General features: G+C 66.2%; 14 protein-coding genes. 10 read left to right on the top strand and 4 right to left on the bottom strand.

From position 1 onward, the window contains the following. Positions 1-18 precede the first annotated feature (18 nt). The 5 genes from KHC28_RS02580 to KHC28_RS02560 all read left to right on the top strand — a co-directional run bounded on the left by KHC28_RS02580 (position 19) and on the right by KHC28_RS02560 (position 4,951). On the top strand, positions 19-1,170 hold the full coding sequence (locus tag KHC28_RS02580) for an ABC transporter substrate-binding protein (RefSeq protein ID WP_376772589.1): 1,152 nt from the start codon (positions 19-21) through the stop codon (positions 1,168-1,170). A gap of 97 nt (positions 1,171-1,267) precedes the next feature. Next, positions 1,268-2,191, top strand: a complete 924-nt coding sequence (locus KHC28_RS02575) for a carbohydrate ABC transporter permease (protein WP_214006761.1) — start codon at positions 1,268-1,270, stop codon at positions 2,189-2,191. Next, positions 2,188-3,021 carry a carbohydrate ABC transporter permease gene (locus KHC28_RS02570; RefSeq protein ID WP_214006760.1) on the top strand — a complete coding sequence of 278 codons (834 nt, stop codon included), beginning with the start codon at positions 2,188-2,190 and terminating at the stop codon, positions 3,019-3,021. Before KHC28_RS02575 ends, KHC28_RS02570 begins: the two co-directional genes overlap by 4 nt. Before the next feature lie 56 nt (positions 3,022-3,077). Beyond that, a complete protein-coding gene (locus KHC28_RS02565) occupies positions 3,078-3,959 on the top strand; it encodes a sugar phosphate isomerase/epimerase family protein (RefSeq protein WP_214006759.1) in 882 nt (293 codons plus the stop codon). Then, positions 3,956-4,951, top strand: a complete 996-nt coding sequence (locus KHC28_RS02560) for a Gfo/Idh/MocA family protein (RefSeq protein WP_214006758.1) — start codon at positions 3,956-3,958, stop codon at positions 4,949-4,951. Before KHC28_RS02565 ends, KHC28_RS02560 begins: the two co-directional genes overlap by 4 nt. 612 nt (positions 4,952-5,563) lie before the next feature. On the opposite strand, the gene KHC28_RS02555 is transcribed toward KHC28_RS02560, so the two are convergent. After that, positions 5,564-6,307: a Hint domain-containing protein gene (locus tag KHC28_RS02555; RefSeq protein ID WP_214006757.1), complete on the bottom strand. Its 744-nt coding sequence runs from the start codon at positions 6,305-6,307 to the stop codon at positions 5,564-5,566. A gap of 669 nt (positions 6,308-6,976) precedes the next feature. Here KHC28_RS02555 and KHC28_RS02550 point away from each other — a divergent pair. Both KHC28_RS02550 and pip read left to right on the top strand, forming a co-directional pair. Beyond that, complete coding sequence (locus KHC28_RS02550; RefSeq protein ID WP_214006756.1) at positions 6,977-8,038, top strand: linear amide C-N hydrolase; 1,062 nt, start codon at positions 6,977-6,979, stop codon at positions 8,036-8,038. A gap of 34 nt (positions 8,039-8,072) precedes the next feature. After that, complete coding sequence (gene pip / locus KHC28_RS02545; protein WP_214006931.1) at positions 8,073-9,029, top strand: prolyl aminopeptidase; 957 nt, start codon at positions 8,073-8,075, stop codon at positions 9,027-9,029. A 667-nt stretch (positions 9,030-9,696) separates the two neighbouring features. Here the strand turns inward: pip and KHC28_RS02540 are convergent. Continuing rightward, positions 9,697-11,343: an alpha-keto acid decarboxylase family protein gene (locus tag KHC28_RS02540; RefSeq protein WP_214006755.1), complete on the bottom strand. Its 1,647-nt coding sequence runs from the start codon at positions 11,341-11,343 to the stop codon at positions 9,697-9,699. Positions 11,344-11,633: 290 nt separating this feature from the next. Here KHC28_RS02540 and KHC28_RS02535 point away from each other — a divergent pair, with 290 nt between their 5' ends. The 3 genes from KHC28_RS02535 to KHC28_RS02525 are packed head-to-tail and all read left to right on the top strand — an operon-like array spanning position 11,634 to position 14,629. After that, complete coding sequence (locus KHC28_RS02535) at positions 11,634-13,130, top strand: sensor histidine kinase (RefSeq protein ID WP_214006754.1); 1,497 nt, start codon at positions 11,634-11,636, stop codon at positions 13,128-13,130. After that, positions 13,127-13,573, top strand: a complete 447-nt coding sequence (locus KHC28_RS02530) for a response regulator (protein WP_246564166.1) — start codon at positions 13,127-13,129, stop codon at positions 13,571-13,573. The genes KHC28_RS02535 and KHC28_RS02530 overlap by 4 nt, the downstream gene beginning before the upstream one ends. Positions 13,574-13,576: 3 nt before the next feature. Beyond that, complete coding sequence (locus KHC28_RS02525) at positions 13,577-14,629, top strand: sensor histidine kinase (protein ID WP_214006753.1); 1,053 nt, start codon at positions 13,577-13,579, stop codon at positions 14,627-14,629. A gap of 30 nt (positions 14,630-14,659) precedes the next feature. Here the strand turns inward: KHC28_RS02525 and KHC28_RS02520 are convergent, their stop codons facing one another. After that, complete coding sequence (locus tag KHC28_RS02520) at positions 14,660-16,234, bottom strand: DHA2 family efflux MFS transporter permease subunit (protein WP_214006752.1); 1,575 nt, start codon at positions 16,232-16,234, stop codon at positions 14,660-14,662. 31 nt (positions 16,235-16,265) lie between these two features. After that, positions 16,266-17,447 (bottom strand): HlyD family secretion protein, encoded by a 1,182-nt coding sequence (locus KHC28_RS02515; protein ID WP_214006751.1) that lies wholly within the window; start codon positions 17,445-17,447, stop codon positions 16,266-16,268. Between the last annotated feature and the right edge of the window lie 60 nt (positions 17,448-17,507).

Here is a 17,507-nt window from a genome sequence, read left to right as displayed (position 1 = left end):
GCCACATTCGCCGCCGCGATGGCGACCGGCTCGGCCAACGCTGAGACGGTTCGCTTCTGGTACCACTTCGACAACCCGGCCAATCCGATGTCGGAGCTGGTGGCGAAGTTCGAGAAGGCCAATCCGGGGATCAAGGTCGAGGCCGAGAACGTTCCCTGGAACAGCTATTACGACAATCTCTATACCGCGCTGATCGGCGGCAACGCTCCCGATGCGGCGATGGTGAAGCTGTTCGCGCAGCCGCGCCTCGTCGAGATGGGCGCGCTCGAGCCGCTCGGCGATCGCATCAATGCGTGGCCCGGCAAGGCCGACCTGCTCGACAACCTGTTGGAGCTGAACAAGGGTCCGGACGGCACGCAGTACTATCTGCCGATCCAGTATGTCGTCCTGTACCTCTACTACCGCACCGACATGTTGGCCGCCGCCGGCCTCAAGCCGCCGGCGACCTGCGAGGATTTCCGCGACGCGGCGATCAAGCTGACCAAGGCGCCCGATGTCTATGGCTTCGGCCTGCGCGGCGGCAAGGGCGGTTGGGACCAGTGGGGCGCCTTCGTGTTCTCGCAGGGCGGCGCGCTCAAGCCGGGCGGGCTGACCAACCCGCAGGCGGTCGCCGCCAATCAGTGGGTGATCGACCTGTTCCGCAAGGACAAGGTGATCCCGCCCTCGGCGCCGAATGACGGCTTCCAGGAGATCATCGGCGCCTTCAAGGCCGGCAAGACCGCGATGACCATCCACCATATCGGCTCGTCCAGGGACCTCGTGGCGGCGCTCGGCGACAAGGTGTCGGCGGTGCCGGTGCCGAAATGCGGCGATGGTCGCTGGACTTCCTATGGCGATGAATCGCTGGCGGTGTTCTCCGCCTCGCCGCACAAGGACGCGGCGTGGAAGTGGATCTCCTTCCTTGCCGAAGGGCAGAACAACGTCGCCTTCAACAGCGCCACCGGCCAGATGACGGTGACCAAGAGCGGCGCCAAGGACTGGAAGCTGCATGAGCGCCGCTTCGTCGACGCCACGGTGGAGTCCCTGCCCTTCGCGCATGTGCTGCCGCAGAACGCCGCCACCTCGGAGTTCGTGAACACCGCCTGGCAGACCGCCATGCAGCGGGCCCTGACCGGGCAGATCTCCTCGCAGCAGATGATGGAAGAGCTGAACGCACTCGTCGCGCAGTGATCCCTCGGGTCCGGCCCCGCGCCGACGCCCCGTGACGCATCAGGTTCCGGCCGGTGGCCGGAACCTCTCTCCACGCGCGACAGCCACGGAATTCAGTATGTCGATCGTCACCCCCACACGCGCCGCCGAAAGCCCCGGCCCCTTCTGGCGCCGGGCGCATCTCACCCCCTATTGGCTGCTGGCGCCGGCCGTGGTGGTGACAGCCGTCATCGTCTTCCTGCCGATGGCGCAGGCCGTGATCACCAGCTTCTACGACCTGATCCTGTTCCGGCCGAATGCCAGCCGCTTCGTGGGGTTCGGCAACTACATCAAGCTGTTCAGCGACCCGGTGTTCTGGACCGCACTGTGGAACACTGTGATCTGGATCGGCCTCACCGTGCCGCTGCAGATGGGGCTCGGCCTCGTCACCGCCATCCTGCTGAACCGCGAATTCCCCTGGCGCAGCGTTGCCCGCGCGCTGATCATCATTCCCTGGGCGCTACCCAGCGTGGTGATCGCGCTGATGTGGCGCTGGATCTACGATCCCAATACCGGCGTGCTCAACGACCTGCTGATCTATCTCTCGGTGGTGCAGGGCGCGGTGCCGTGGCTGGCCGACCCGCATCTCGCGCTCTATGCGGTGATCGCCACGCTCACCTGGCAGGGCTTCCCCTTCTTCGCGGTGATGATCCTCGCCGGCCTGCAGGGCATCCCCAAGAGCCAGTACGAAGCCGCCTCGCTCGACGGCGCCTCGTCCTGGCGGCAATTCCTGCACATCACCCTGCCCGGCATCATGCCGGTGCTCGCCACCGCCGGCCTGCTCCGGGTGATCTGGGTGGCGAACTCGATGGACGTCATCTTCGTGATGACCGGCGGCGGCCCCGGCTACTCCACCCACACGCTGCCGCTCTACGCCTTCATCAAGGCCCGGCAGAACCTCGATTTCGGCTACGGCACCGCCATCGCCGTCACCTTCACCATCCTGCTCGGCAGCTTCGTCGCCGTCTATCTGGCCCGCACCATGCGCGAGGTGGAGAAATGAACAAGCCCTCCACCCTGCGTCGCATCCTCACCACCGACCTGCCGGTGGCGCTGATCGTGCTGTTCGCCATGGCGCCCTTTGCGTGGATGGTCCTGACCTCGCTGACTCCCTCGGCGCAGATCGCCTCCAGCGGCGTCTCGCTGTCGCCGGCCGGCTGGAGCCTCGACAATTACTGGCGACTGCTGGGGCAGACCTCCTTCCTGACCAACATGCTGCACAGCCTGATCATCGCCACCGGCACCATGGCGCTCGGTCTCGTGGTCGCGGTGACCGCCGCCTACTCCTTCTCGCGCTTCCGCTTCCCCGGCCGGCGGCTGCTGATGCTGCAATTCCTGCTCATCAACATGTTCCCGGTGGTGCTGCTGATCCTGCCGCTCTTCGTGCTGATGCGGCGCTTCGGGCTGCTCGACACCCATTTCGCGCTGATCCTCGCCAATTCCACCGTCGCCATTCCCTTCGCGGTGTGGATGCTGACCAGCTACGTCGGCGCCATCCCCAAGAGCCTCGACGAGGCGGCGATGACCGATGGCTGCTCGCGGCTCACCACGCTGCGCCGGATCGTGCTGCCGCTGATGGTGCCAGGCATCATCTCCACCGGCATCTACATCTTCATCACCGCCTGGAACGAATATCTCTACGCGCTCACACTGGGCGGGCGGAACGTGCGCCCGGTCACCGTGGCGATCCAGACGCTGATCGGTGAGTACCAGATCGAATGGGGCCTGCTCGCCGCCGGCGCGGTGGTCGGCGCCCTCCCCGCCACCTTGCTCTTCCTCTTCGTCCAGCGCCACCTCATCGGCGGCATGACCCAGGGCGCCGTGAAGGGCTGACGCAACACCCCCGCCGCCGCAATCTCGCGACGCGGGCTCGACCGAGGACGTCTGCAATGAACCCGATTGGGTTGATCTCCATGCAATATGCCCGGCCCTTCACGGCCGAGCATTTCCCGCTCTTCGCCCGCATGCGCGAGCACGGCTACGATTTCGTCGAGCTGCTGGTGCCCGAGGTCGGCGAGATCGATGCCAAGGTGGCCCGGAAGGCGCTCGACGAGGCCGGGCTCGACGTGGTGCTCGCCGCGCGCGTCAATCTCCAGCGCAACCTTTCCTCCGCCGAGGCGGACGCGCACCGGGCCGGCATCGACTATCTGAAATACACCGTCGACCAGGCGGTGGCGCTCGGTGCGAAGATCGTCGGTGGGCCGCTCACCGGCAACCCGCTGGTGTTCGCCGGCCGGCCGCCGCAGCCGGTGGCGGAGGAGGAGCGCCTCGCCCGCAAGCAGCGCTGCGTCGACGGCCTGCGCGAGGCCGGTGACTACGCGGCGAAGCACGGCATCCTGCTCGCCGTCGAACCGCTGAACCGCTTCGAAAGCGACGTGCTGTGCACCACCCAGCAGGCGATCGAGTTGCTGGATGCCGTCGATCACCCCGCCATCCAGCTGATGCTCGACACCTTCCACATGCACATGGAAGAGAGCTCGATCCCGGAGGCGATGCGCCTCGCCGCCGGCCGCGTGGTGCATTTCCAGGCCAACGAGAACCATCGCGGCTTCCCCGGCACCGGCGCTACCGACTGGGTGGCGGTGTGCCGTGCGCTGCACGAGATCGGCTATGCCGGCCCGATCTCGCTGGAGCCGTTCCGCCGCCGCGACGACCGCTTCGGCGTTCCCTTCGCGCAGTGGCGCGCCCCGCATGAGGACGAGAGCGACCGTCTCTCGGCCAGCGTCGCCTTCATGAAGTCCCACATCACCCTCACGGAATACCGTCGATGACCCTCAATATCGGTTGGATCGGCTGCGGCATCCACGCCACCCAGATGCTGCTGCCGCAACTCGTCCGCCATGACGTGAAGCTCACCGCGCTGTGCGACATCGACGGCGCCCGCCTCGCCGATGCCGGCCGGCAGTTCGGCGTGACGAACCTCACCAGCGATGTCGAGACGCTGCTGGCCACCCCCGGCCTCGACGCGGTGGGCATGGCGGTCGGCCCCGACCAGCACCTCGCCTTCGGCAAGAAGGCGCTGGAGCGCGGGCTCGGCGTGTTCATGGAGAAGCCGCCGGCCGGCACCGCCGCCGGCGCGCGCGAACTGCTCGCCGCCTCGGAGAAGGCGAAGAAGCCGCTGCTGGTCGGCTTCATGAAGCGCTACTCGGTCGGCAACAAGATGGCCGCGAACATCGTGCGCTCCGGCCGCTTCGGCGACGTGCTGGGCATCACCGGCTACTACATGACCGCGCCGGGATACTTCGTCGGCAACGTCGACTATACCGGCTTCTTCCTGCATCACTGCGTGCATTACATGGATCTCGTCTCCTTCCTGGTCTCGCCGGTGAAGACGATTTCCGCGCGCAAGATCGAGAAGGTTCCGGGCCGGGTGCTGTTCCATGTCGGCTTCGAGTTCGAATGCGGGGCGATCGGCAACATCGCCATGGGTACCATCCAGTCGCGCGGCACCCCGGTGGAGCGGATCGAGCTGATGGGCGACCATCAGCGCATCGAGGTCGAGGACGTCATCGAGATCCGCTGGCACCGAAACCCGCCCTTCAAGGTCGCCGACCCCGCCGCCACCCTCGCCGACGACGTGGATTCCCTCACCTGGAAGCCGAACTTCACCGCCGCGGCGAATGAGGATCCGAAGGGCTATCACGCACTGCTGGCCGATGTGGTGCCGGCGCTGGCCGGCATCGAGACGGCGGCGCCGACCATCGCCGACGGCGTCGTCGCCATGGAGCGGCTGGAGATACTGCGGCGCGAGCTGGCGCTCTGAAAGGAGCGGAGCGCTCCCATTCGGGGGCGCTCCTTCCGGCCAGTCGGCCCGGTTACCTCGTGCTGAGCCTTCCTGGGCGAGTTGATGAGGCCCGCGCGCCGGCCCGGCACCTAAAGGAGAGATCGCGCCGGGGCGAAATCACGCCTGCCACCGTCCGTTCCGGGGATGAACCGTGCTCACGCCGGAGGCATGAAACTCGCCGGCAGCATAGGAAGCCAAGGCTAGGTGTTCAGTCCCGGTACCGGGTGGAGCGGATCGCGGACGAAACGATCCGGCTCTAAGGTCCGGACTATGCAATTGTATTCGCAGGGCGTCAGGCCGGCGAAAGGGCCGCAGGATCGCCTCGCGTGGCAAGGTGCGCCCGTCGCTCCCGCCGCCAAGGGAGCCTCCGGCTATCGGCTCCGGCTGGCAAGAAGCGCGCAAGACGCCAGCCATTTAGCCGACGCAGCGACGAATTCGAAAGCAAAAGCCCGGCGAAGGGAAGACATCGCGTCATCCTCGCCGGGCTTTTGTCGTTTTGGTCATCTCAAGGACGGCCGCTCAGGCAGCGGCCCTCCCCGGCACTGGCGCGGCGGCGCCGTGACGCTCCGCCGCCCATGTGACCCGGTCCGCTCAGGCCGCGACGCCCTGAGCCGGGACCAGACGCTCGGCCGCATCCTGCACCCGGGCGCGGATCGAGGCCGGCAGCTGGCGGGCGCTCTTCACGCGCGGCAGGTCGATCTCGGCGATCGAGGCTGGCGAAGTGCCGAACAGCGCCTCGAACTCGGCATAGTTGTCGAAGTGTCGGCGCGAGACGTTGTCCACGAAGGTCTCGGCGGCCACGCCCTCGGCGACCACGAGTTCGTGGTTCTCGAGCTCGATGTGGTAGACGACGAAGCGCTCGCCGAGCTCCGCGGCGGTCATGCGGCGGATCGTCGTGCCGTTGACCAGCGCGCCGGCCTGCACCAGCGTGCCGTCGAGCAGGAGTGCGTGGTCGGAGGTCACGCGCAGATCGCGCGCGGGCAGGTTCTCACCCAGCGCACCGGCGACGATGATCACCGGACGGCGGGCTTCCGGCATGCCGAACGCCGGCATGAAAGCCTGCCGGCCCATCCACTTCACCGGAACGGTGCGGCCATCGCTGGTCAGCACCAGGTCGCCGATGGCGAGATCCTCGACCGCAACCAGACCGGCCGGCGTCGCGACGAGCGTGCCGGTGAGGAAGCAGAACGTCTCTGCCGTATAGGCAGGAGCGTTGTTGGCGCCGTTCGTATATTCCGTGCTGGAGCCGAAATAATACTGCCCCTCAACGGTGAAATAAGGATCTCCGGCCTCCGAAATACCCTGATAGACTCCTTCAACGGCGTCAGAACCCACCGTAAGCGTGATAGCTTCACCAACATTGAGCGTATCGCCATCTTCGATGGCGAATGATACAGGCCCTTCATTATTGGTGTTGATATTTGTCCCGTGCTCGCCACTCACGCCATAGTAATAAGTGTAAGTATATGTAGTAGCCATGTTTGCCCCTTATCGACAGATGAATGACGGTGGGGTCCACCAGTTCCAACCAACATGTGGAGCCTAGAAGCGAACGCACTCCCGGCCTGCCAACCGCAACCCTCGTTCGGCAAGTCGTCTTCCTCCACCCATCCGAAATAGGTTAAATTCGAAATTGCTTCGAATATTCTATTCTAGACGGTCGTTCTCGTTGATCGTAGACGCTCCCCCATATCGAGCGTAAGTCCACGATACAACAAAATGGAAACTCGGCAATAAAGTAGGATCTGCGGAACGCTACACGACCGCGACAACGCCGCCGACCGTATCCAAAAGCTGCATCGACCACCAAATACCGCCCATGACAGCAGAAAATCACCGCAAAACCGTATCGACGCGACCGCGGCATCTCCCGCTCGCTCCGAACACTCTGCGGGTCCGGCGGCCGACGCCGCCCGGCAACCCTCCCCACGCCACAGGGGGGGCTCTATCTTGCCTCGATACCTCCAAGCGGTCTTTATGAGGCCCGCACTTGAGGAGTCGTCGATGCTCGCCCGCGCGCCTGCCCTCCTCGCCGCCGCTCTCGCCACCGGCCTGGCGATCGCACCGGCTGCGTCCTTTGCCTGCACGCGGCTCGTCTATCTCGGCACTGACGACAACGTCATCACCGCCCGCTCCATGGACTGGTCGCAGGACATCCTGACCAATCTCTGGATCTTTCCGCGCGGCATGGAGCGAGACGGCGCGGGCGGCCCGAACTCGCTGCACTGGACGTCGAAATATGGCAGCGTGATCGCCTCCGGCTACGACATCTCCACCACGGACGGCGTCAACGAGGCCGGGCTGATGGCCAACATGCTGTGGCTGACGGAGTCCCGGTACCCGCCGGCCGATCCGAACAAGCCCGGCCTCTCCATCGCCGCCTGGGCGCAATATGTGCTCGATAATTTCGCCACGGTGACGGAAGCGGTCGCGGCGCTTGAGGCCGAACCCTTCGTGCTGGTTAGCGACACCCTGCCCGACGGCAGCCGCATGGCGACGCTGCACCTGTCGATCTCCGACCCCAGCGGCGACAGCGCCGTCGTCGAATATATCGACGGCAAGCAGGTCATCCACCATGGCCGGCAATATCAGGTGATGACCAACTCGCCGACCTACGACCAGCAGCTGGCGCTCAACGCCTATTGGAAGCAGATCGGCGGACTGAACCAGCTGCCCGGCACCAATCGCGCCGCCGACCGCTTCGCCCGGGCCTCCTTCTACGTCAATGCCATCCCGAAATGGGAAGACCCCAACCGCGCGCTCGCCAGCGTGTTCAGCGTGATCCGCAACGCCTCAGTGCCCTATGGGCTGACGACGCCGGACCAACCCTTCGTCTCCTCCACCCGCTGGCGCACCGTGTTCGACCACAAGCGTAAGCTGTACTTCTTTGAATCGGCGCTGACGCCCAACACGTTCTGGGTCGACCTCAAGGCCATCGACTTCGCGCCGGGAAGTGGCACGGTAAAGAAGCTCGACCTCGGCCCGGTCCAGGATCATGTATTCTCCGGCAACGCGACGGCCGAATTCAAGCCGGCCAAGCCCTTCGATTTCGAGCCTCCCAAATGAGGTCGGCCCTTTCGCCCCTCCATCTCCCGAACGGATCATGAGCGAACTTCGTACTCTCTACCCATCCATCGAGCCCTACGAGACCGGCTGGCTCGATGTCGGCGACGGGCACTCCGTCTATTACGAGCGCGTCGGCACGCCCGGCGCCACGCCGGCTGTGTTCCTGCACGGCGGCCCCGGCGCCGGCATCAGCGACAATCATCGCCGCCTCTTCGATCCGGCCCGCTACGACCTCACCCTGTTCGACCAGCGCGGTTGCGGCCGCTCGACGCCGCATGCCGGGCTGGAGGCCAACACCACTTGGCACCTCGTGGCCGACATCGAAAGGCTGCGCGAAAAATTCGGCCATGCGACATGGCTGGTGTTCGGCGGCTCCTGGGGCTCGACGCTCGCCCTCGCCTATGCCGAGACCCATCCCAAGCGCGTCTTGGCGCTGATCCTGCGCGGCATCTACACCGTCACCCGCGCGGAGATCGACTGGTACTACCGCTTCGGTGTCTCGGAGATGTTCCCCGACAAATGGGAGCGCTTCCTCGCGCCCCTGAAGACCCCGGCGGAACGTGCCGATCCGGTCCGCGCCTATCGCGCGCTGCTCACCGGCACCGACGAGGCCGCCAAGCTCGAGGCGGCCAAGGCCTGGACCATCTGGGAAGGCGAGACCATCACGCTGCTGCCCAACCCGGAACTGACCGCCCCCTATCACGACGGCCACTATGCGCTCGCCTTCGCGCGGGTGGAGAACCACTATTTCTATCACGACGCCTGGATGGAGGACGGCCAGCTGCTGCGCGACGCCCACAAGCTCTCCGGCATTCCCGGCGTGATCATTCATGGCCGCTACGACATGCCCTGCCCGGCGACATACGCCTGGGCGCTGCATAAGGCCTGGCCGGACGCCGACTTCCACCTCATCGAAGGCGCCGGCCACGCCTATACCGAGCCCGGCATCCTCGATCAGTTGATCCGCGCCACCGACCGCTTCGCCGGCTAGCCACGCGCGGCGGCGCCTGAAAGCAACCGATGCATCTGGCTCTCGCGGCACGTCTTGCCGCGAGAGCCGACTACGCACCACGACGGACCATCAACACCGGCTGCCGCACCGCCCCTCGACAGTGCTGTATCGACGGCACCGGCAGATCGCGATCGACGCCGCCGATAAGCTGCCCTCGGTCGACAAGGTCCCGCTGGTGATCGGCGAGTACAGCTCGGGCATCACCCTTCCGCTCGGCCAGTATCTGGTGCAGCAAGGCATCCCGGACATCAATCCGGCGTCGACGTCCGGGCTCGCGCCGAAAATCGGCGTGACCTCCCCTTCCATGGCCGGCCTCGACAATGTCTCGACGGAACTCGCCACCCGGGACGTGCCCGGCAATGGTTGGAAGAACGCCGCCATCCTCGCGATGAACAACGCCTTCGGTCAGGGCGGCGCCGAGGAGTTCAAGTCGCCGAGGAGTTCAGGAAGCACTTCGAAGCTATGCGCTAGCGCTCGGCAAGGTGGCGCTGACCGCGCCGGCCAAGGCCCTCATCGAGGTGGCAGGCAGGCCTACCCGCCGGACCAGCTCATTATCGGTGGTCCGGCGGGGCTTTCGACACAATGGATCGGGGACCGCACGAAAGGACAGGAGCAGCGGCGCCCCGCTGCATCTGTTCGCCCGTGTTCAGCTCTCCGCCGCCGCCTGCTTCATCTTCTCGCTGAGCTTCAGCGACAGCGGCGATGCCTCGTAGCGCCCGGTGACGACCTCGACATAGACACCGGAATTCGCCTCGCCGGCGGCTTGGAGCGCGGCGTCGAACTCGGCGCAGGTGGTGACGCGGGAGACCGTCCAGCCCTCGCAGCCGAAGGCATGTGGCAGCTCGGTGTACCGCCAGGGTGCGATGTCGTTGTAGCTGATCTCGGGATCCTTGCAGAGCAGCCGCTCGATCAGATAGCCGTCATTGTTCAGCACGAAGACGACGGGTTTCAGGTCCAGCTGCCCGAACAGCCCCAGTTCCTGCACGGTGAGCTGGTGCGAGCCCTCGCCGGTGATCAGCACGGTGCGCCGCGAGGGATCGGCCAGCGCCGCGCCGACCGCCGCCGGCGTCGCCCAGCCGATCGCTCCCCAGAGCGTCTGGTTGTAGAAATTGGCACCCGACGGCATGCGGGCGAAGCCGAGCCCCATCGAGGCGGTGCCGGTCTCCGCCACCACGATATCGCCGGGGCGGATGAACTCGGCCCAGCGCGGATAGAGCGCCTCGGCAGTGATCGGATCGTCGCCGGCGCCCTCCACCGCCCCGAGCGAACCGGCGGTGAGACGCGGCCAGTCGCGCATCGGCAGCATCCGCGTCAGTGCCTCGAGGACGTCGCCGAGCTCGACGCTGGAATAGGTGCGACCATCGACGCTGACGCTGTGGTGGTCGATCACGATGGTGCGCTTCGGATCGAGATTGGCGGTGAAGGAGCCGGTGTTGAAATCGGTCATCAGCGTGCCGACGGTGACGATGCGGTCGCGGCCCTCGACGAAGGCCTGCACCTCGCGGTTCATCAGCGCGCCATCATACATGCCGGCATAGGCCGGCTGCTGCTCGTCGAGCACGGTCTTGTCGTGGAACATGGTGGCGAAGGGCAGGCCCGACGCGTCGACCAGCCGCTGCAACCTGTCGCCCAGCCTGCGACGGGCGACCAGCAGCCCCGGCAGCAGGCAGGCGGTCTGCGCCTGCTCCAGCGCCGCCGCCACAGCCTTGGTGGCAGCCGCCAGCTGGGCGGGGTCGCTCTGCGGCGCCGGGATCGCCGCCGCGCTGCTCACCACCGGCTGGTTGGCGAGGTCGGCGGGGAATGCCATGTAGACCGGCCGCAAATGATAGAGCGCCTCGGCGATCAACCGCTCGGTCTCATAGGCGACATTCTGCGGCGTCATCACCGCATGGGCGCACACCACCGGCTCGCTCATTCGGCGAAACAGATCATATTCGCCGGTGCCCAATGTGTGATGCACGATGGCACGGGCCCGCTGCACCGCCATGCGCGGCGTGCCGACCAGATGGAAGATCGGCAGATGCTCGGCATAGGCCCCCGCCACGCCGGCCAGCGCGCTCAGCTCGCCGACGCCATAGGTGGTGCTGAGCGCTGCCACGCCCTTGATGCGGGCGTAGCCGTCGGCGGCATAGGCCGCGTTAAGTTCGTTGGCACAGCCGACCCAGCGCATCCCGGACTGCCGACAGATCGCGTCATTGACCGGAAAGGCGAAATCGCCCGGCACGCCGAACACGTCGGCGATGCCGATCTCCTGCAACCGGGTGAGGACGTGCTGGATGACGGTGAGTGTCATGGGGAAGCTCCGGCGATGGACAGACCCGTCGGCGAAAGGACTGCAGGCACGACGACGGGCACTCTGGGAAGGAAACGGCGGCAGAATCGTCCGGTTCCGCTGCCGAACCCTGATCGGTTCGCACCGTCCGCGACACCACCCACCGCGTGCGCTCGGTGGCACCTCGCCGCTCGGCGCCAGACCGTCTTTTTTCCGGCGGTTCACCGACGTGGGAACCAACATCGCTGGCTCCCGTTAATCTGCTCGCCTATCGTCGACGCCCGCCCCAGATCGCCCGCGCCGGAATCTACATGTCGCTCTCCCGCAGTTCCTTCCTCCTCCGCACGCTCATCCTGCTGCTGCTGGGGCTTGTGGCTCTTGCCAGCGTGGTCGTCACCAATGTGTGGCTGGTGCAGCGGACCCAGGACTATGTCACCGAGGTCACGCAGCTTCGGCGCCTGAGGGCGGCCGGCGTCGACCTGCGCTCGCGGTTGCAGGATGCGGAGACCGGACAGCGCGGGTTCCTGATCACCGACGACCCGGCCTATCTGCAACCCTATGACGACGCCCTCGCCAATCTCGGCTCCTACATGGACCGCTTGCGCAAGGCGGCGGAGGTGAGGCCCGATCTTCGTCCGCAGGTGGACCAGCTCGCGCTCACCATCGATGCCCGCCTCGGCGAACTGCGCCAGACCGTCGACCTCGCCCGGCAGGGCCAGCGGCAGGCGGCGATCGACATCGTGCGCGAGGACCGCGGCAAGGAGTTGATGGATCAGGCGCGCACCATCCTTCAGAACATCGTCTCTGAGGCGGAAGACGACCTCGGCCGGCTCGGCGTCGCGCAGGGAGAGAGCGCCAACGCGCTCTGGTGGGTGTCGGTTCTGGGCGGCCTCTTCGTGGTGTTCATCACCCTCATCGGCCTCCTCACCATCCTCAGCTATCTGCGCCAGCTCGCGGCGACACGGCAGGAGGTCGACGCGCTGAACGTCAATCTCGAGGAGCGCGTACGCGAGCGCACCGCCGAACTCGGCCGCGCCAACGAAGAGATCCAGCGCTTCGCCTACATCGTGACCCATGACCTGCGGGCACCGCTGGTGAACATCATGGGCTTCACCGCCGAGCTCGAGCAGGGCGTTGCGACGCTGCAGAGCTTCGTGTCCTACGCCGGCGAGCGCGTGGCCGGGCCGGACTATGAGGCGGCGAAGCTCGCCGCACAGGAAGACCTGCCGGAGGCGCTTGGCTTCATTCGCTCATCGACCCGCAAGATGGATGGCCTGATCAACGCCATCCTCAAGCTGTCGCGCGAGGGCAGACGCGCGCTGAAGCCCGAGCGCATCGAACTGCCGGGGCTGATCGAGAACGCGGTGGCGGCCATCGCGCATCAGGTGTCGGAGGCGGAGGGCGAGGTCGCGCTCAACGTAAAGGTGCCGGCTCTCGTCGGCGACCGGCTCTCGCTCGAACAGATTATCGGCAATCTGCTCGACAATGCGGTGAAATACCGACGCCGCGACATTCCCCTGCGCATTAGGGTTCAGGCGGTCGCACGGCCGGGGGGACTGGTGAACATCTCCATCGAGGACAATGGCCGCGGCATCGACGTCCGGGATCACGAGCGCGTCTTCGAGCTGTTCCGGCGCTCCGGTCAGCAGGACCAGCCCGGCGAAGGGATCGGGCTCGCCCATGTCCGCGCGATGGCACGGAACCTCGGCGGCGACATCACGCTTAACTCAACCTTTGGGGAAGGCAGCATATTCACTCTGACCGTGCCCGCTCAACTTCGGGCCACGACACGGAGCATGGCGGCATGAGTGAGAACGCGAAGTCTGTAACAATCATCATGATCGAGGACGATGAGGGCCATGCGCGCCTCATCGAGAAGAACATCCGGCGCGCCGGCGTGAACAACGAGATCGTTCCCTTCGCGAGCGGCACCGAAGCGCTGACCTTCCTGTTCGGCCCGGACGGATCGGGCGATATCAGCGCCGGGCGCTCGCTGCTGATCCTGCTCGATCTCAATCTTCCGGACATGACCGGCATTGAAATACTCGAGAAGGTAAAGGCCAATCCGCACACGCGCCGCACCCCGGTAGTGGTATTGACCACGACGGACGATACGCGCGAAATTCAGCGCTGTTACGATCTTGGCGCCAATGTATACATTACCAAGCCAGTCAACTATGAAGGATTCGCCAACGCGATCCGTCAGCTCGGGTTGTTCTTCTCCGTTATGCAAGTTCCCGAGACCGCCTGATTCATGCCAGCCAGCATTCGCCGCGTCCTTTACATTGATGACGATCCGGGCATGGCGCGCCTGGTTCAGAAGGCCCTGACGCGACGTGGCTATGAGGTCATGCTCGCCGGGGACGCGGCCGGCGGGCTCAGGCTCATCGACGAAGACGAAGTGCATGTGGTGGCGCTCGACCACTTCCTGCCGACCGGAACCGGCATCGACGTGCTCGCCGCGCTGCGCCAGCGAGCCGACGCGCCGCCCGTCGTCTATGTGACGGCCTCGGCGGAGACGACGGTCGCGGTAGAGGCGCTGAAGGCCGGCGCCATCGACTATGTACCCAAGACCATCGAGGCCGAGTTCATCGAGCTTCTCACCAACGCCATCGACCAGGCGATCGAGACCGCCCGGCTGCGCCGGGCGAAGGAGCGCGCCGAGCAGGAAGTGCGCGAGGCGCGCGACCGCGCGGAGGCCCTGCTGGCGGAGGTGAACCACCGCGTCGCCAACAGCCTCGCCATGGTCGTCTCGCTGGTGCGCCTGCAGTCGAACACCATCGAGGACAAGGCCTGCCAGGCCGCCTTGGCGGAGACGCAGGCACGCATCATGGCGATCGCCGGCGTGCATCGGCGGCTCTACACCTCGTCGGATGTGCGCTTCGTCGCCGTCGACGAGTATTTGCAGGGGCTGGTGGAGGACCTGAAATCCTCGACCCGGTTGGCCGGCCATCATGTGCATCTGCTGATCGAGACCCAGCCGCTCACATTGCCCACCGATCGCGCCGTCGCCGTCGGCGTGCTGGTGACCGAGCTGGTCACCAACGCGTTCAAATATGCCTATCAGGAAGGCCAGGGCGGCGAGGTGCGAGTTTCCCTGCGCACGCAGGCGGATGACGGATCGGCGGAACTGGTGGTCGAGGATGACGGCGTCGGCTGGGACGGCACCGGCATCCCGAAGGGGACCGGGCTCGGCAGCCGCATCGTGCGCTCGATGGTCGGCACGCTCGGCGGAGAGTTCCAACTACGTCCCCGCGAGCGCGGCACCTCGATCAGCGTGCGGTTCTCGCCACTGCCGACCCATTAGGCCCGGGGTCACCCACGCGGACGGGTGGCGCTAGTGGCCGCCACCGCCGCCCTTGTGCACCGGGCGACGCATCAGCGGAGCCGCGACGACCAGCAGGCAGAACAGCACCGTCAGAACCAGGAACACGTCGGAGAACGCCATCACCTCCGCCTGGATACGAACCTGCCCGGTGAGCTTCTTCAGCGCCGCGACATCGGCATCCGAGCCCAGCGCGCCGAGCGCCTTGGTCATGGAATCCAGCCGCTCGACCGCCGCCGTGCTGGCCCATTGCACATTCTCGTGCAGGCGGGCGAGGTGCAGGTCCCAGCGGTCGTTCAGCACCGTGTTGATGAGCGCGAGCCCCACGGCGCCGCCGAGATTGCGCATCAGGTTGAAGAGGCCCGAGGCGTTCTTCAGCTGTGCCGGCGGCAGGGTACCGAGCGAGATGTTGTTGATGGGGATCATCGCCATCATCAGCCCGACGCCGCGCAGGATCTGCGGCACCAGCAGCTCCCAGAAATCCCAATCCTTGGTGAGGCCGGTCACCTGCCAGGTTCCCACGGCGAAGGCGGTGAAGCCGAAGCCGATCATCAGCCGAGGATCGATCTTGGCCACCAGGCGACCGGCCAGCGGGGCGGTGAGGAACATGGCGAGGCCGGAGACGAACATCGTCTCGCCGATCATCAAAGCCGAATAGCCGCGTACCCGCGCCAGATAGAGCGGGTAGAGATAGGTCAGGCCATAAAGGCCGATGCCGAGAACGAAGCTGAAGGCCGAGCCGACCGAGAAATTGCGGTTGGAGAACGCCTTGAGGTCCACCACCGGCTCCTTCGCCATCAACACGCGGGCGAAGAAGGCCACCGACGAGACCGCGCCGACGATGGCGAAGATGAAGATCGCCTCGTCCTCGAACCAGTCATTGGTCGGCCCCTCCTCCAGCACGAATTCAAGGCTGCCGAGAAAGCCGGCCATGAAGATGAGCCCCCACCAGTCGAAACGGTCCAGCAGGGCGAAGTCGGGCTCGTCGAAGTCGACCAGAATGGCGGTGGCGAAGACCACGAACAGGCCGGGCACGATGTTGATGAGGAACAGCCAGTGCCAGGAGAACAGGTCGGTGAGATAGCCGCCGATCGTCGGGCCGATGGTCGGCGCGAGGGTGGCGACGAGGCCGATCATCGGCGTGACAATGGGCTGCTTCTCGCGCGGGAAGATCGAATAGGCGGCGGCGAAGACGGTCGGGATCATGCCGCCGCCGAGAAAGCCCTGAAGCGCCCGGTAGACGATCATCTGCTCGATGCTGGTCGCCGTCGCGCACAGGAAGCTCATCACGGTGAAGCCGGCGGCCGAGGCGACGAACAGCCAGCGCGTCGACAGCGCGCGTGACAGGAAGCCCGACAGCGGGATCATCACCACTTCAGCGATGAGGTAGCTGGTCTGCACCCAGGAGATCTCGTCGGCGCTGGCGGCGAGGCCGGCCTGGATCTCGGACAGCGATGCGGAGACGATCTGGATGTCCAGGATCGCCATGAACATGCCGAACACCATGCACAGGAAGGCGAACATCCGCCTTCCTTCCGAGGAGGCGGGTCGCTCGCGTGCAGCACCGAGGCTCAGAGTGTCCGCCATCGCGGCCTCCTGAAAGAGATGTCGCGCCGGCTCAGCCGTCGGTGCGGGTGTGGACGGTGGCGATCACCGACATGCCCGGACGCAGCTCCGCCTTGGCACGGGCGGCGGCGTCGAGCTCGACGCGCACCGGCACGCGCTGGACGATCTTGGTGAAATTGCCGGTGGCGTTCTCCGGCGGCAGCAGGCTGAACACAGAGCCCGAGGCCGGCGCGACGCTCACCACCCGGCCATGGAACGCCTCGTCCGGATAGGCATCGACGGCGATGTCGACCTGCTGGCCGGGATGCAGGCGGCCAAGCTGCGTCTCCTTGAAGTTGGCGTCGACATAGACCTCGCTGATCGGCACCAGCGCGGCGAGCCGCGTACCGGCCTGCACCAGCTGGCCCACCTGCACCGCGCGGTTGCCGACGATGCCGTCGAAAGGCGCGCGGACCACCGTGAAGTCGAGATCGCGCCGCGCCTGGTCGCGCGCGGTGCGGTATTCGTCGAGCGTCCGCATCGCCTCGGTGCGCTGGGCGTCGAGCACGGCGATATTGGCCTGCGCCGAGGTGACCGCCGCCGTGGCGGCATCGACGGCCGCCTGAGCCTTGTCACGGTCGGCGCGGGCATTGTCGAGCGTCGCCCGGCTGGAGTATTGCGACTTCACCAGTTCAGACTGGCGGTCGAATTCGAGTTGAGTGCGGTTGAGTTCGGCCTGATCGGCGACGAGCTGGGCCTTGGCCTGGTCGACACTCGCCTTTGCCGCGTCGATCTGCTGACCGTAGCGGTTGATGGTAGCCTGCTGGGTGGCGATCTTGTTCTCCGCCGCCTGGACGGCCAGGCGGTAGTCGCCATCGTCGATGCGGGCGATGACGTCGCCGGCCTTGACCGGCTGGTTGGTGTCCACTTCGACATGTGTGATGTGGCCGCTCACCTTGGCGGCGAGCACCGAGGTGTCGGCGCCGACATAGGCGTCGTCGGTCGAGACCAGGAAGCGGCCGACCCGCCACCAGTCGAGCCCGTAATAGCCACCGCCGGCGACCACGGCCACCAGCACCGCCCCGAGCAAGAGTCGCTTGCGCGAACGCTTCGGCCGCGCGGGCGCGGCATCGGCCACGCCGCCCGCGACAGGAGCATCCACCCCCGGCTTGCGCGAGGTGAGAGGCACCGGCTCGGCACCGCTTGGGCGCTCCACCTCGGCAACCTGCGCCGACTTACGTTCGATTTGAGCCATCTTCGCCTCCGGGTCGCGGCCACGCCGGTCACGACTAAACCGTTTAGTTCAATCGATGCT

Origin of the sequence: Ancylobacter sonchi (assembly GCF_018390695.1) — a bacterium.
Classification (GTDB): Bacteria; Pseudomonadota; Alphaproteobacteria; order Rhizobiales; family Xanthobacteraceae; genus Ancylobacter; species Ancylobacter sonchi.
This window is presented reverse-complemented; position numbering and strand designations above follow the sequence as displayed.